The 13,180-nt window shown below is 58.3% G+C and carries 19 protein-coding genes and 1 pseudogene; 12 read left to right on the top strand and 8 right to left on the bottom strand.

From position 1 onward, the window contains the following. Positions 1–2: 2 nt before the first annotated feature. Positions 3–1,100: an ABC transporter ATP-binding protein gene (locus tag RUE5091_RS14535; RefSeq protein ID WP_058282657.1), complete on the top strand. Its 1,098-nt coding sequence runs from the start codon at positions 3–5 to the stop codon at positions 1,098–1,100. A 59-nt stretch (positions 1,101–1,159) separates the two neighbouring features. Here RUE5091_RS14535 and RUE5091_RS14530 read toward each other — a convergent pair whose 3' ends face one another. Continuing rightward, positions 1,160–1,768, bottom strand: a complete 609-nt coding sequence (locus RUE5091_RS14530) for an MlaC/ttg2D family ABC transporter substrate-binding protein (protein WP_058282656.1) — start codon at positions 1,766–1,768, stop codon at positions 1,160–1,162. Next, entirely contained in the window at positions 1,758–2,528 is a 771-nt protein-coding gene (locus RUE5091_RS14525; protein WP_207383740.1) for an MlaA family lipoprotein, read from the bottom strand. Before RUE5091_RS14525 ends, RUE5091_RS14530 begins: the two co-directional genes overlap by 11 nt. Before the next feature lie 337 nt (positions 2,529–2,865). On the opposite strand from RUE5091_RS14525, the gene RUE5091_RS14520 reads away from it, so the two are divergent. From RUE5091_RS14520 to RUE5091_RS14505, 4 genes are read left to right on the top strand one after another with little or no spacing between them, the layout of a single operon-like run. Then, positions 2,866–3,321, top strand: coding sequence for a RidA family protein (locus tag RUE5091_RS14520; RefSeq protein ID WP_058282655.1), 456 nt, complete (start codon positions 2,866–2,868; stop codon positions 3,319–3,321). Continuing rightward, positions 3,318–4,085 (top strand): glycerophosphodiester phosphodiesterase family protein, encoded by a 768-nt coding sequence (locus RUE5091_RS14515; protein WP_058282654.1) that lies wholly within the window; start codon positions 3,318–3,320, stop codon positions 4,083–4,085. The genes RUE5091_RS14520 and RUE5091_RS14515 overlap by 4 nt, the downstream gene beginning before the upstream one ends. Positions 4,086–4,130: 45 nt before the next feature. Then, on the top strand, positions 4,131–5,318 hold the full coding sequence (locus tag RUE5091_RS14510) for a GNAT family N-acetyltransferase (RefSeq protein ID WP_058282653.1): 1,188 nt from the start codon (positions 4,131–4,133) through the stop codon (positions 5,316–5,318). Further along, entirely contained in the window at positions 5,315–5,608 is a 294-nt protein-coding gene (locus RUE5091_RS14505; RefSeq protein ID WP_058282652.1) for a 4a-hydroxytetrahydrobiopterin dehydratase, read from the top strand. Before RUE5091_RS14510 ends, RUE5091_RS14505 begins: the two co-directional genes overlap by 4 nt. Here the strand turns inward: RUE5091_RS14505 and RUE5091_RS14500 are convergent. From RUE5091_RS14500 to RUE5091_RS14485, 4 genes are all read right to left on the bottom strand, one after another. Beyond that, on the bottom strand, positions 5,605–5,916 hold the full coding sequence (locus tag RUE5091_RS14500) for a hypothetical protein (RefSeq protein WP_058282651.1): 312 nt from the start codon (positions 5,914–5,916) through the stop codon (positions 5,605–5,607). The genes RUE5091_RS14505 and RUE5091_RS14500 overlap by 4 nt on opposite strands. 15 nt (positions 5,917–5,931) lie before the next feature. Continuing rightward, positions 5,932–6,279, bottom strand: a complete 348-nt coding sequence (locus RUE5091_RS14495) for an EF-hand domain-containing protein (protein ID WP_243470790.1) — start codon at positions 6,277–6,279, stop codon at positions 5,932–5,934. Between the two features lie 11 nt (positions 6,280–6,290). Continuing rightward, positions 6,291–6,536 carry a glycine zipper 2TM domain-containing protein gene (locus RUE5091_RS14490; protein ID WP_058282649.1) on the bottom strand — a complete coding sequence of 82 codons (246 nt, stop codon included), beginning with the start codon at positions 6,534–6,536 and terminating at the stop codon, positions 6,291–6,293. Between the two features lie 104 nt (positions 6,537–6,640). After that, positions 6,641–7,126, bottom strand: a complete 486-nt coding sequence (locus RUE5091_RS14485) for a peroxiredoxin (protein ID WP_058282648.1) — start codon at positions 7,124–7,126, stop codon at positions 6,641–6,643. A 99-nt stretch (positions 7,127–7,225) separates the two neighbouring features. Between RUE5091_RS14485 and RUE5091_RS14480 the strand changes: the two genes are divergently transcribed. The 4 genes from RUE5091_RS14480 (at position 7,226) to RUE5091_RS14465 (ending at position 9,917) form a co-directional block, all read left to right on the top strand. Then, positions 7,226–8,437, top strand: coding sequence for an NAD(P)/FAD-dependent oxidoreductase (locus RUE5091_RS14480; RefSeq protein ID WP_058282647.1), 1,212 nt, complete (start codon positions 7,226–7,228; stop codon positions 8,435–8,437). Continuing rightward, on the top strand, positions 8,434–8,991 hold the full coding sequence (rsmD, locus tag RUE5091_RS14475; RefSeq protein WP_058282646.1) for a 16S rRNA (guanine(966)-N(2))-methyltransferase RsmD: 558 nt from the start codon (positions 8,434–8,436) through the stop codon (positions 8,989–8,991). Before RUE5091_RS14480 ends, rsmD begins: the two co-directional genes overlap by 4 nt. Before the next feature lie 86 nt (positions 8,992–9,077). Next, positions 9,078–9,713 carry an HAD family hydrolase gene (locus RUE5091_RS14470; RefSeq protein WP_058282645.1) on the top strand — a complete coding sequence of 212 codons (636 nt, stop codon included), beginning with the start codon at positions 9,078–9,080 and terminating at the stop codon, positions 9,711–9,713. A gap of 24 nt (positions 9,714–9,737) precedes the next feature. Beyond that, the gene (locus tag RUE5091_RS14465) at positions 9,738–9,917 is read left to right on the top strand and encodes a hypothetical protein (protein ID WP_058282644.1); all 180 of its coding nucleotides are present in this window, start codon (positions 9,738–9,740) and stop codon (positions 9,915–9,917) included. Here RUE5091_RS14465 and map read toward each other — a convergent pair. Next, positions 9,905–10,717 carry a type I methionyl aminopeptidase gene (gene map, locus RUE5091_RS14460; RefSeq protein WP_058282643.1) on the bottom strand — a complete coding sequence of 271 codons (813 nt, stop codon included), beginning with the start codon at positions 10,715–10,717 and terminating at the stop codon, positions 9,905–9,907. The genes RUE5091_RS14465 and map overlap by 13 nt on opposite strands. Positions 10,718–11,149: 432 nt before the next feature. On the opposite strand from map, the gene RUE5091_RS14455 reads away from it, so the two are divergent. From RUE5091_RS14455 to RUE5091_RS23610, 3 genes and pseudogenes are all read left to right on the top strand, one after another. Further along, positions 11,150–11,419 (top strand): sulfotransferase family protein, encoded by a 270-nt coding sequence (locus tag RUE5091_RS14455; RefSeq protein WP_082643669.1) that lies wholly within the window; start codon positions 11,150–11,152, stop codon positions 11,417–11,419. After that, a pseudogene (locus RUE5091_RS23855) lies at positions 11,420–11,572 on the top strand (sulfotransferase); the annotation flags it as partial. It abuts the gene before it with no gap. A gap of 50 nt (positions 11,573–11,622) precedes the next feature. After that, on the top strand, positions 11,623–11,895 hold the full coding sequence (locus RUE5091_RS23610; protein WP_058282641.1) for a hypothetical protein: 273 nt from the start codon (positions 11,623–11,625) through the stop codon (positions 11,893–11,895). A gap of 37 nt (positions 11,896–11,932) precedes the next feature. Here the strand turns inward: RUE5091_RS23610 and RUE5091_RS14445 are convergent, their stop codons facing one another. Next, positions 11,933–13,075, bottom strand: coding sequence for an amidohydrolase (locus RUE5091_RS14445; protein ID WP_058282640.1), 1,143 nt, complete (start codon positions 13,073–13,075; stop codon positions 11,933–11,935). Between the last annotated feature and the right edge of the window lie 105 nt (positions 13,076–13,180).

Raw genomic sequence — 13,180 nt, 5'->3', positions numbered from 1 at the left:
CCATGGCTCCCATCCTCGATATCAACAATCTGTACAAGAATTACGGGGCGACCGAGGTTCTGAAGGACATCAACATTTCGATCGAGCCGGGCGATTTCCTGGTACTGGTCGGCCCTTCGGGTTGCGGCAAGTCCACCCTGCTGAATTGTATTGCAGGGCTGGAGGAAATCACCGGCGGTACGCTGTCCATCGGTGGCAAGGACATGACTCATGTCAGCCCCAAGGATCGCGACATCGCAATGGTGTTCCAGTCTTACGCGCTCTACCCGACCATGTCGGTGGCGAAGAACATCACTTTCGGCATGAAAGTGCGCGGGGTCGATCAGGCAACGCAGAACGCTAAGCTCAAAGATGTCGCGTCGTTGCTGCAAATAGAGCCGCTGCTGAACCGCCGCCCCAGCCAGTTGTCGGGTGGTCAGCGTCAGCGGGTGGCGATGGGCCGGGCGCTGGTGCGCGATCCCAAGCTGTTCCTGTTTGACGAGCCGCTGTCGAACCTCGATGCCAAACTGCGGGTCGAGATGCGGACCGAGATCAAGAAACTGCACCAGACGCTGGATGCATCCATCGTCTACGTGACCCATGACCAGATCGAGGCGATGACGCTGGCGACCAAGATCGTGGTTCTGAAAGGCGGCATCGTGCAGCAGATTGGCAGCCCGGCCGAGATCTACAACAATCCGGCCAACCTGTTTGTCGCCGATTTCATGGGCTCGCCCGCGATGAACCTGATCCCGGCGCAGGCGTCCAAGACCGGGCCGGGCACGCAGATCGCCATTGCCCGCGAATCCGGTGAGACGCTGGTCCTGAACGATGCTCGCGACCTGTCACTGCCCGAGGATGTGATCCTTGGCCTGCGTCCGGAAGACATTGCCGAGGCCGGCTTCCGTGCAGGCGACGGTGTGCAACAGGCCGCCTGCATGGTCGACATGGTCGAACCGGCAGGTGCAGATACTTATGTGGTCTCGGAACTGGGCGGCAAGCAGGTCACTGCGCGCCTACACGCGGAAACCAGCGCGCAGGCGGGCCAAATGCTGAACCTGGCGTTTGACATGAGCAAGGTGTCTTACTTCGCCAAGGAAACCGGCGAACGGCTGAACTAAACAAAAGAGGGCCGCGCGAACCCAATCGCGCGGCCCTCTTTTGCAGGTCGTGAGCCGGATCAGCTGACCCGGTTCTTTTTCATATCCTTGATCAGACGGTTCAGATCACCGCCCCGCGCATCCAGCATGGCGCCGATTTCGGTCCGTTCGGTCAACAGCATATTCACCCCTTCGATGAACATGTTGAAGAACTTGTCACGGCCCGATTTGTCCGACACCAGGAAGGTCACCTCGAACGGGGAAGACCCCTGCAGCTTGACCGAGGTGCGCACCTCATAGCCTGCTTTGATTTTGCGGGCATTGCGCACGGTGACCTGACCGCCAATGAATTCGCGGAACCGGCGGCCATATTTGTTGGAAATATAGCCCTGAAACGCACTGGTGAATTGCTTGATCTGTGACGGGCTGGCTGATCGGCCATCGGCCCCCAGCACATAACGTGCCATGATCGGCACATCAGCATATTGCACAAAGATCTTTTCAAAATCGCGGATCATTGCCTTTTCAGATTTGCCCGAGGCGATCACGCGGTTGATGTCATCCACGACACTGACAACCAACGCCTTGGCGCTGGCTTCTGTCTGAGCGAATGCGGGCAGGGCGGTCAGCATCGCACCGGCTAGGCCAGTGGCGATAAAACCGCGTCTATTCAGATTGTTATTCGGCATAGGGGTCCTCGTAGGGGTCTAGGTAGGGGTCCCTGACTGGGTCAGTCCCGATATCTGCATAAGGGTCATCATACAGACCCAGATAGGCGTCCTCATCATCGCGTGCCAGTTCAAAGCGGCGGTTCTGAATGAAAATTGTCTGTGCCTGCGCATAGCTGTCGGCGCTTTCATACAGGATCGAATCCACCGTGTCCGAGAACCGGCCCCGATCCCCCATCCGGCGGACAACCTCGGCATAGACACCGATATTATCGACCGGACGCACCGGGGTGAAATTGATCGGGTTCGAAAACAAGTTGACCACAACACCGATCGCGTCACGCTGGGTGGACGGGCCGTAGAAGGGCAGTTCGACATAGGCGCCCTCGCCAACGCCCCAGACATGCAGGGTCTCGCCGAAATCGGTATCCACAGGCGGCAGGTTCAACTCGTCGGCGGGGTCAGACAAGCCTAAGCCGCCCACCGTGGTATTGACCACAAAACGCAGCAATGCGTTGCCGGATTGTTTGACATTGCCCTGCAACAGATAGTCCAGTGCCTGCCCCGGCATCGTTAGGTTTTCTGCAAAATGGTTGAAGCTGGTGACCATCGGATCGGGTACGATCTTAACGTAACCTTTCGATGCCGGGCGGAACAGGAATCGGTCGACACCCAGATTGAACTTGTGAATGCCCCGGTTGGTGTTTTCATAGGGATCAAACACCTCGCCCGGCGGCGCGCCTTCCGGGGGCCGCGTGGCGCAGGCGCCAAGAACTGTCATCAGGGACAGGACGATCAGGTGCTTCAGGCGGGGTCTGCTCAACACGGTTTTTGCCACTCCTAAAAGTTCGGGTTCTTTTGACCCGAACTATCAATCAATACTGCCTGTGGCCATTTAGAACGGCCTAATCCGACGTCACATATACGTTTCACTTCCTGTATGAAACAAAAAGCGTTTAACCTGTGCGACGTACTTACGTAAAGTGGCACAGGTTCAACTGTTCGGCATAGGAAGAGTTACGCTTACCGTTCTGGACCGTCCATCCCCGTTATTCGCACTTTCCGATCCGGGTCTTCCCCGTTAGCTTCGCGGCGACTCAATTTTTGGAGGAAACCTTATGAGCATCGCAGCGAAACTGGAAAGCCTGGGCGTCAACCTGCCGGACGCGCCTGCACCGGCGGCGAACTATGTGCCCTTCGTTCGGGTAGGAAACATCGTCTATGTCTCGGGTCAGATTTCCAAGGATGACGATCTGATTACCGGCAAGCTGGGCGATGACATGGAAATCGAAGCCGGTGCAGCGGCGGCGAAGGTTTGCGCCATCAACCTGCTGGCGCAGGTCAAGGCCGCTTGTGGTGGTGACATCGACAAGCTGGTGAAAGTGATCAAGCTGACCGGTTTCGTGAACTCGACCGCTGATTTCACTGCGCAACCGCAGGTGATCAATGGGGCTTCGGATTTCCTGGTTGAGGCGCTGGGTGAGGCTGGACGCCACTCCCGCTCCGCCGTCAGCGCCGCGGCATTGCCGCTGGGCGTGGCCGTCGAAATCGAAGGTATTTTCGAGGTGCAATGAGACCGCCTCTGCCGTCCGCGTTCCTGCAGGCCCCGATTGCGCATCGGGCGCTGCATGACCTCTCGGATAACCGCCCGGAAAACAGCCGGGCGGCCATCCATGCCGCTGTCGAGGCCGGGTATGGGGTCGAAGTTGATCTGCAACGGACCTTGGACAATCGGGCGATGGTATTTCATGACTATGACATGACTCGCCTGACTGGTCAGCCTGGCCCTATTCAGCAAGTGTCTGCGACACAGGCACAGGCGACGCAGTTGTTGCATGGCGATGACGGTATCCCGACGCTGGACGAAGTGTTGGAGATGGTCGGCGGCAAGGTACCCCTGCTGATCGAGCTCAAGGATCAGGACGGCGCGATGGGCCCCGATGTCGGACCGCTTGAGGCCGACGCTGTGCGGGCCTTGCAGGGATATGATGGGCCGGTGGCGCTGATGTCGTTCAACCCCAACAGCGTTGCCGAACTGGCGCGCCTTGCCCCGCATCTGCCGCGCGGGTTGGTGACCTGTTCGTACCAACCCAAGGTCGAGCTGTTGCCGCAGAAAGTCTGCGATCACCTGCGCGAAATTCCTGATTTCGACCGCGTGGGCGCCAGCTTTATCAGCCATGAGGTTGACGACCTGTCCCGCCCCCGCGTGGCCGAGTTGAAGGCGCGCGGTGTGCCGGTTCTGTGCTGGACTGTACGCTCGCCGGAACAAGAGGCTCAGGCCCGCACGGTTGCCGATAACGTGACCTTCGAAGGGTATTTGGCATCGTATTCGGGTTGAACCCGGTTCCCGGTGTCACAGATAAAGATCAGACACGGAGGGCACATGGATCAGGCGCAAATCGAAGTTCAGGTTCTGGGATCGCTCTCGCAGATTCCTGCAGCCGAGTGGGACGCCTGCGCCTGCCCCGAGGCCACCGATGGTGGGCGGCCGCTTGATCCCTTTACCACGCATCGATTCCTGCTGGCGCTTGAAGACAGCGGCTCGGTCGGGCGCGGCACCGGTTGGCAGCCGCAGTACCTGACCGCATATCTGGATGGCATGATGATCGCGGCCGCGCCGATGTACGCCAAATCCCACAGTCAGGGCGAATATATCTTCGACCACAGCTGGGCCCATGCTTATGAAAACGCGGGCGGGCGGTATTACCCCAAACTACAGATCGCGGTGCCGTTCACACCTGCCACCGGGCGGCGCTTTCTAGTGCGGCCGGGATACGAGGTTCCGGGAATGTCGGCTCTGGTGCAGGGGGCTGTACAGATTGCAGCCGGTAACCGGGTATCTTCGGTTCATGCCACCTTCTGCACCGAGGATGAGGCGCTGGCGGGTGAGCAAATGGGCCTGCTGCTGCGCCAGTCGCAGCAGTTTCACTGGCTTAACAACCAATATGCGGATTTTGACGGGTTTCTGGCGGCTTTGTCTTCGCGCAAGCGCAAGAATATCCGCAAAGAACGCGCGCAGGCTTGCGATTTCGGTGGGGAAATTCGCACGCTGACCAGCGATGATCTGCGTCCGGAACATTGGGACGCGTTCTGGCGGTTCTATCAGGATACCGGCGCGCGGAAATGGGGATCGCCTTACCTGACGCGGCAATTCTTTGATATCGCGCAGGAAACCATGGCCGATGATATGGCGCTGGTTCTGGCGGAACGGAATGGTTATCCGATTGCCGGGGCGCTGAATTTCATCGGGCGCGAGACGCTTTATGGCCGCTATTGGGGCTGCGTCGAACATCACCCCTGCCTGCATTTTGAATTGTGCTACTATAGGGCGATCGACTTTGCCATTGCGCAAGGATTGGCCCGTGTTGAGGCCGGCGCGCAGGGTGAACACAAGCTGGCGCGAGGCTATCTGCCCATGCGCACGCATAGCTTGCATTGGGTCGCCGACCCCGGCTTTGCCGATGCGATCAAGAAATATCTGGACGCCGAGGCCCACGCAGTGGGACAAGAGATTGAGATTCTGACGGAATATGGTCCGTTCAGGAAATCGAACCCGGAGGAACAGCAATGACCGAACTACTGTCGCCCGAGACCCGCGGACCGCTTCTGGACCCTCTGTTCGACAACGGCTGGACCATGGTCGATGATCGGGATGCGATCACCAAGACCTTTATCTTCGAAGATTTCGTGCATGCCTTTGGCTGGATGACGCAGGTGGCGATTTTTGCCGAAAAGTGGAATCACCATCCCGAATGGTGCAACGTCTACCGCACGGTCGAGGTGACGCTGGCAACCCATGATGTTGGCGGCATATCGGCACTGGACGCCAAGCTGGCGCGCAAGATGGACAGCTTGGTTTAGCCTCTGTCGCTTTGTGATCCTTCGCCGCCGGCCAGGGATGCAGCAATACCCAATTGCCGGAATTCATCAGGTGTCACGGTTCCGTCACTGACGTTGATATTGCCGGGAATTTGCGTCCTCCGATTGCCGATCTGGCGCACACTGCGGGCCGCAGGATTAATGTCCAGGCATTTGGTGTTGTAGCAGGTCAGCCCGGAGGTGTTGATCTGGATAAACGTCTGCCCGTCCGGCCCGGTCACGACAGGCGCCTGCGGCACATCGCAGGCCGCCAGCAGTGTAAGCGCGCTCAAGACGATCCACTTGTTCATAGTGCGCTCCTGTTGCTAGTCTAGCTGGCCGTTGCCATTTTTGTCCGCTGCGTTGAAATCGTCGCTCATCTGCGCGTCGTATTCTGCCCTGGAGATAGAGTTGTCATTGTTGCGGTCTACGTTCTGAAACTGTTTTATGTCCAGAAACGGCTTGGCCTCGTCCAATCCCAGCGTGCCGTTCTTGTCCTCATCCATTTCCTGAAAGGCGTAATCGGAAAAGGCGTTGAACTCATCCCGCGACAGGAAGCCGTCATTGTTTTTGTCGATAGCATTCAGCTCGTTTTCATGCAGTTCGCTGACGGTTTCAGCCGTGGCCACACCGGCTAGCATAAGCGCCGCAGCAATCAAAATTCCACGTGTCATCTTGGCTCTCCTCAGCATGCGTATCTGTTGCCTTCAATGGCGCCAGCGGCTGCGCCTGCCGCTGTCAGGATCGATTTGCCTGACCCGCCACCAAACTGATTGCCGATGGCGCCGCCGATCAGCGCGCCGCCCAGTGATCCGCTGAGACATGCGATTTCGTGCTGCCGCGCCGCCTGTTGCTGAGGGGTGGGCGCCGGGCCGCAGGCAGCCAGTGCCCCCGCCGTGCCCAATAATAGGGTGAATACCTTCAGTTTCATCAATGAACTCCCTGATTGTATGTCACAACTATTGGCTGATCAGGGCGTTGCATCAAGTTAAATAGCACTCAAGGCCCCGAGCTAACCCAGGGCCGCAGACTGGATCAGATCGTGTCCAACAGGCCTTCGCCCGCCGAAACCTCGCAGGCACCGGGGCTTTCTTCCAGGTTCAGTGCGGTGACCTTGCCGTCTTCGACCAGCATGGCATAGCGCTTGGACCGGGCGTACAGCCCGGCGGGCGGGGCGTCGAATTCCATGCCGATGGCCTTGGTAAACTCGGCTGAGGCGTCGCCCAACATGGTCAGGCCCGCGTCAGACGCGCCTGTCGCCTCGCCCCAGGATTTCATCACGAACGGGTCGTTGACCGAAACGCAGATGATCTCATCCACGCCCTTGGCAGTGAACTGATCCTTGGTGCGAATGAAGCTGGGCACATGGGCCGAATGGCAGGTTGGCGTGAAGGCACCGGGTACGGCAAAGATCACCACTTTGCGGCCTTTGGTTTTGTCAGAAATCCTCACCTCTTCGGGGCCGTCTGTGCCCAGTTGTGTCAATGTGGCGTCGGGCAGTGTGTCACCTGTTGAAATCATTTTTAAGCTCCTGTCGTTTGGATTTGCAGAGTCGGGCTTAGCCGCAATATAGGTGGTCACGTGGATGAGACCACGGGAATTCGACAGGGCGGGAGGAACATGGGCCATATTGTCGTGATCGGTGCGGGGCAGGCGGGGTCGTCGCTTGTTGCCAGGCTGCGCAAAGACGGGTTCGAAGGGGACATCACCCTGATCGGGGCCGAACCGCATTTGCCCTATCAGCGCCCGCCGCTGTCCAAGGCTTATTTGCTGGGTGAAATGGAGCTGGAGCGCCTGTTCCTGCGGCCCGAAAGCTTCTATGCTGAGAACAACATCTCCCTGCGTCTGGGGCAGCGCGTGACGGCGATTGATCCACAGGCCAAAACCGTGACCCTAGGGGATGAGGTCATCGCATATGACGAGCTGGCCCTGACCACCGGGTCGGACCCGCGCTACCTGCCTGCCGCAATTGGCGGCGACCTTGAAGGCGTTCACGTGGTGCGCGATCTAGCCCATATCGACGAGATGGAGCCCCGCGTGAAAGATGGCGCGCGCGCCCTGATCGTGGGTGGTGGCTATATCGGGCTTGAGGCCGCGGCGGTCTGCGCCAAGCGCGGGGTCAAGGTAACTCTGGTTGAGATGGCCGACCGTATCCTGCAACGGGTCGCAGCGCCCGAGACCAGCGATTACTTCCGCAGCCTGCACAGCAACTATGGCGCCGATATTCGCGAAGGCGTCGGGCTGGACCGGTTGCTTGGCGACAACGGCAAGGTGGTCGGCGCAGTTCTGACCGACGGCTCCGAGCTTGAGGTTGAATTCGTTGTTGTTGGCGTGGGCATCGTCCCATCAACCCAACTGGCCGAAATGGCAGGGCTTGAGCTGGAGAACGGTATCAAGACCGATGCGCATGGCCGCACGTCTGATCCGTCGATCTGGGCGGCGGGCGATTGCGCGTCATTCCCGCATGCCGGTGCTCGCATTCGTCTGGAAAGCGTGCCAAATGCGATTGATCAGGCCGAAATTGTGGCCCAGAACATGCTGGGTGCGGCCAAGGATTATGTGGCGACGCCGTGGTTTTGGTCGGATCAGTATGACGTCAAACTGCAGATCGCGGGCTTGAACACCGGCTATGACCGCGTCGTGACCCGTCAGGGTGAGGGCCAGACCGTGTCTTTCTGGTATTACAACGGTGATCAGCTGATCGCGGTGGACGCGATGAATGACCCGCGCGCCTATATGGTCGGAAAACGCCTGATCGAGATGGGCAAAACCGCTGATCCAACCGTTGTTGCCGATCCGGGCGCGGATCTGAAACCGCTGCTCAAGGCGTGAGGATTATCGCCGGAGAGTTCCGGGGCCGGGCCTTGGCGTCCATCGGCAAAGGGGATGCGGGCGCACATCTGCGCCCCACCACCGATCGGGTGCGCGAAAGCCTGTTCAACGTGCTGGGCCACCAGATCGACTTTGACGGGCTGCGCGTACTGGACCTGTTCGCAGGAACCGGCGCGCTGGGGCTCGAGGCGTTGTCGCGCGGGGCCACACATGTGACGTTCGTGGATGACGGGCGCGTGGCGCAGGGACTGATCCGCAAGAATATTGACCTGACCCGCAGTGCTGACCGTACTGATCTAATCCGCCGCGATGTCACGCGTCTGGGCGAAAACCAAGGCACGCCTTATGATCTGATCTTTCTGGACCCGCCTTATGGGAAATCTCTGGGGCAAAAGGCCATCGCCGCCCTGTCCAATGGCTGGATTGCTGACGATGCGCTGATCGTGTGGGAGGAAAACAGCCCCATGACAGCGCCGCAGGGGTTCGATTTGCATGACAGCCGAAAGTATGGCGACACACATATCTCACTGATGTGGCGGAATGTTTCAGGCTGAAACCCTGCGGGCAAGGTTACGCTGACGCCCGATTTGCACCTGCGCGTGCGGTTGGCTAGGCACAGTGCAAAACAACGAGGGCAGAGATGCACGATCTGGTCATTTTCGATTGCGACGGCGTTCTTGTGGACAGTGAGCCGCTGTCCAATCAGGTGCTGGTCGACAACCTTGGGCGTTACGGGCTGAACCTGACATTGGAAGACAGTATTGCATTCTTCCTTGGCGGCACGATGACCGGGGTTCGCGACAAGGCGCGCGCGTTAGGTGCGAACCTGCCAGATGATTGGGTCGATGAGGTCTATGCGGAAACCTATGACCGCTTACGACAGGGCGTGGATCTGGTGCGGGGTATTCCGGAACTGCTGACCGCGCTGGACAGCAAGGGCATCCCTTTCTGCGTCGCCTCGAATGGCAGCCCGGACAAGATGAAGATCACTCTGGGACAGAATGGGTTGTGGGAGCGTTTTAGCGAGGCGATGTACTCGGCTCATGTTTTGGGAACAGCCAAGCCTGATCCGGTTATGTTTCAGACGGCTGCCGATCAGTTTGGAGCCACCGCTCCGGTGGTGATCGAAGACAGTCAAAACGGCGTGATGGCAGCCAAACGCGCGGGTATGCGATGCCTGGCCTATGCGCCGCACGGACAGGGTGACAAGTTGGCGGAATTTGGGGCCGAAGTCTTTATTGACATGGCCGAGGTTCCGACGCTTTTGGGAATCTGACCCGTGCGTGCTAGCATCCGGGGCATGGACCGTACCTTAAATCCCCCGATCTGGACCCTTTCAAAGGATACAGAATCGGCCACCGGCCCCGAACGCAAAATCATGCGCGCGCCGGTGTTCATCCACGACGCCGTGACGCCGTGGAGGGATGAGACATTGCTACTGAAACTGATGCGCGATCAGGCCGCCGATCAGGACGAATAGGTCGGGTGGAACTTGTTGCCCGGTGACAGGGTAAAGATCTCAACCCCATCTGCCGTCACACCCACCGAATGTTCGAACTGTGCCGACAACGACTTGTCGCGGGTCACGGCAGTCCAATCGTCGGCCAGCGTCTTGGTCTCGGGGCGGCCCAGATTGACCATCGGTTCGATGGTGAAGAACATGCCTTCTTCCAGCTTCGCTCCGGTGCCCGGACGGCCATAGTGCAGCACGTTGGGCGGGGCGTGGAACACACGGCCCAGCCCGTGGCCGCAGAAATCGCGGACAACGCTCATACGGTGTGCCTCGACATAGGCCTGAATCGCGTGGCCGATATCGCCGAATGTGTTGCCCGGCTTGACCATCTCGATGCCCTTGAACAACGCGTCATGGGTCACCTGAATCAGACGCTCTGCCTTGCGCGGCAGTTTTCCGGCCACATACATGCGCGAAGTATCGCCGAACCAACCGTCCACGATGACGGTGACGTCGATATTCAGGATGTCGCCATCCTTCAGACGCTTGTCGCCGGGGATGCCGTGACAGACTACGTGATTCACGCTGATGCAGCTTGCGTGCTGATAACCCTTGTAGCCAATGGTGGCCGACGTCGCGCCCGCATCCTTGACCATCTGAGTGATCAGGCGGTCGATTTCACCAGTGGATTGGCCGGGAAAGACATGTTCTGCAATATCGTCGAGTATCCGCGCGGCCAAGGCCCCTGCCGCATGCATGCCGGCAAAGTCACCCTGTTCATAGATGCGGATGCCATCCTTGGTCAGACGGCCACGATGTTCTTTCATCGGTGCGAGGCTCCAAATGTTTCGCGCAGCACTCCTTTTACGCTGCTTGTGCAGAAAGTACCAGAGGGCGTCAATTCGTATTGAAAACCCAAAATGCCGAACCCTATGCGAATATTAGGGCTGCTTAGGTTTTTTACGTGCGCTGGTTTTTTTGTTTCCCTGCAATTTTTAAAATTAAGGCGTTGAAAATGATGATAAAATTTTATCCGCAGGCTGCGGAAATTTCTCTTGTCGGCAAGCTGCTGTAAGATGGCAATCTGGAAAAAGCATAAAAAAGGGCCATTAAGACCGCCAAGAAATGGCCAAATGCACTGGCCTTACCAAGAATTGCAGGACTCAGTGCGATTTAACAGGGCAATTTCAAACTGGCACAGGTGCAATTCCAATGCGCCTGGCGGTTGGATCCGGGTAATCCGGAATTGATTCAAAATTATGGCCTGTGTCTTGTACATGGCGGGGATGCGGCAACGGTGCTGCGATTTTGGACAGGATCTAAGTCAAGGCAGCATTGACATCGGTACAGCCAGACCGATTTTTGTGATTGGTCTGCCCCGATCGGGCACAACGCTGGTCGAGCGGATTCTGGCCCAGCATTCCACTGTTCAGGGGCTGGGTGAATTCGCGTCCATCCATCAAGGGATCAGGCAGATCGAAGCACAACCGTCCGCGTCGCGTGCGGCCCCGAAACTGGCCGAATATTAAATGGGCAAACTGCCCGAGTTGATCGAAGGTACCACGGCCTTTGTGGACAAAGCACCGGGCAACTACGCTTTTCTGGGTGAGGTTGCGCAGGCATTCCCAAAGGCTGTGATTCTCAATGTGCTACGCGACCCGCGCGATGTTGTCCTGTCTATGTGGCGTGCGAGTTTTAGTGCGGGCGGGTTGTATTACACCCTTGATCTGAAATGGATGGCAGCCGAGGCCAACCGGTATCGGCGCAGAAGCTGGCCCGGATTAGCGATCTGCCCTTTGAGGACGCAATACTTTCACCGGACCAATCTTCGAATGCGATCAAAACGGTCAGTAACCTGCAGGCGCGCAAGCCGGTCAATTCCGCTTCTGTCGGAGGGTGGCAGGCGGTAGCTGATCAGTTTGAGCCGTTCGTGAAAGGGTTGGCTACCGAGTTATGGGCTGATTTTCTGGCTGATTCCGGGGATGCTGACGAAAAAAAATCCTGAAATCAGTCGCGGCCTCATACATTGAGGCCGCTTTGCTTCAGTCCCTTATGGGCAAACGATTTCGTGCAAGTGCGGTCCAGAAATCGGCTCCCAACGATAGTAATTCGTCGTTGAAATCATAGTCGCTGGAATGCAGCGGTTGTCCGTGCGGCCCGGTTTCGCCATTTCCCATCAGCAGAAAACAGCCAGGAACGGCGGCGGCGAAATGGGCGAAATCCTCGGAAAAGCTCATGGGTTGGCGGTCGGGTATGGTTTCAGCCCCGATGGACCGCGCCACCCTGACCACAGCCTGCGTCGGTTCCTCGGCGTTGATCGTTTCGATAAATTCCGTGTTGAATGTGACATCGACCAAGACGCCGTGGGCGATGGCCACGCCCCGCGCGATTTCGCGCATCAGGCCTTCGATATTGATGCGATCTTCGGGGCTGCGCGCACGCACGTCGCCTTTCAGCGTTGCATGTCCCGGTAGAACATTGCGTTGCCCGTCCGTCAGAAACTCGGTCACCGACACCACCGCCCCGGCACCGGGGGCCAGTTTGCGTGATACGATGGTCTGCAACGCCTGCACCATGTCCGCACCAATGGTGATCGCATCCCGCCCCGCTTGCGGCATCGAGGCATGACCACCCTGACCGGTGATGGCAATCTCGAACAGGCTTTCTGAGGAACAGATCAGACCGCTCCGCGTCGATACCTGCCCGACAGGGGCACCGGGAAGGTTGTGAATGGCATAGATCTCATCCACAGGAAATTGTTCCAGGGTGCCTTCATCAATCATCGCTCGCGCGCCCAGCCCGTGCTCTTCATTGGGTTGGAACACGAACACAATCGTGCCATCGAATCCCGGATCAGCAGCCAGCGCCTGCGCGGCCCCCAGCAACATCGTCATATGGCCGTCGTGACCACAGGCATGCATCACGCCCTCAGTTTCCGAGGCGTAACTGTGCTGGCTGGTTTCATGGATCGGCAGGGCGTCCATATCGGCACGCAGCCCGATGGCGCGGTTACCTGTGCCGGCTTTCAATACCCCGACGACCCCGACGCCCTCGTGCACGTCCAGCCCAAGATCGCGCAGAAATTTTGCCACTTTGGCCTTGGTGCGGATTTCATCGAAACCAAGTTCAGGAAAGCGGTGAAAATCTTGCCTGAGGGCAACGAGCTTTGCTTGATTTGACTCCAAGTGCTTTCCCCTGACTGGCTGGTATATCGCTGGTGCTGATGACCCGTGCGTAGTCAAACGCGCGGGCGCGGAAATGGCAACGGGTGCGATCGATAATTTCCGACC

This window comes from Ruegeria denitrificans (assembly GCF_001458295.1).
In the GTDB taxonomy this organism is placed as follows: domain Bacteria; phylum Pseudomonadota; class Alphaproteobacteria; order Rhodobacterales; family Rhodobacteraceae; genus Ruegeria; species Ruegeria denitrificans.
Note: the sequence above shows the minus strand (reverse complement) of the source record. Positions and strands in the feature narration are given on the sequence as shown.

Bases quoted from the DNA above. Each gene is read 5' to 3' on its own strand.
- RUE5091_RS14535 (WP_058282657.1), top strand. From the start codon at position 3: ATGGCTCCCATCCTCGATATCAACAATCTGTACAAGAATTACGGGGCG.
- RUE5091_RS14530 (WP_058282656.1), bottom strand. From the start codon at position 1,768: ATGCCGAATAACAATCTGAATAGACGCGGTTTTATCGCCACTGGCCTA.
- RUE5091_RS14525 (WP_207383740.1), bottom strand. From the start codon at position 2,528: ATGACAGTTCTTGGCGCCTGCGCCACGCGGCCCCCGGAAGGCGCGCCG.
- RUE5091_RS14520 (WP_058282655.1), top strand. From the start codon at position 2,866: ATGAGCATCGCAGCGAAACTGGAAAGCCTGGGCGTCAACCTGCCGGAC.
- RUE5091_RS14515 (WP_058282654.1), top strand. From the start codon at position 3,318: ATGAGACCGCCTCTGCCGTCCGCGTTCCTGCAGGCCCCGATTGCGCAT.
- RUE5091_RS14510 (WP_058282653.1), top strand. From the start codon at position 4,131: ATGGATCAGGCGCAAATCGAAGTTCAGGTTCTGGGATCGCTCTCGCAG.
- RUE5091_RS14505 (WP_058282652.1), top strand. From the start codon at position 5,315: ATGACCGAACTACTGTCGCCCGAGACCCGCGGACCGCTTCTGGACCCT.
- RUE5091_RS14500 (WP_058282651.1), bottom strand. From the start codon at position 5,916: ATGAACAAGTGGATCGTCTTGAGCGCGCTTACACTGCTGGCGGCCTGC.
- RUE5091_RS14495 (WP_243470790.1), bottom strand. From the start codon at position 6,279: ATGACACGTGGAATTTTGATTGCTGCGGCGCTTATGCTAGCCGGTGTG.
- RUE5091_RS14490 (WP_058282649.1), bottom strand. From the start codon at position 6,536: ATGAAACTGAAGGTATTCACCCTATTATTGGGCACGGCGGGGGCACTG.
- RUE5091_RS14485 (WP_058282648.1), bottom strand. From the start codon at position 7,126: ATGATTTCAACAGGTGACACACTGCCCGACGCCACATTGACACAACTG.
- RUE5091_RS14480 (WP_058282647.1), top strand. From the start codon at position 7,226: ATGGGCCATATTGTCGTGATCGGTGCGGGGCAGGCGGGGTCGTCGCTT.
- RUE5091_RS14470 (WP_058282645.1), top strand. From the start codon at position 9,078: ATGCACGATCTGGTCATTTTCGATTGCGACGGCGTTCTTGTGGACAGT.
- RUE5091_RS14465 (WP_058282644.1), top strand. From the start codon at position 9,738: ATGGACCGTACCTTAAATCCCCCGATCTGGACCCTTTCAAAGGATACA.
- map (WP_058282643.1), bottom strand. From the start codon at position 10,717: ATGAAAGAACATCGTGGCCGTCTGACCAAGGATGGCATCCGCATCTAT.
- RUE5091_RS14455 (WP_082643669.1), top strand. From the start codon at position 11,150: ATGGCCTGTGTCTTGTACATGGCGGGGATGCGGCAACGGTGCTGCGAT.
- RUE5091_RS23610 (WP_058282641.1), top strand. From the start codon at position 11,623: ATGGATGGCAGCCGAGGCCAACCGGTATCGGCGCAGAAGCTGGCCCGG.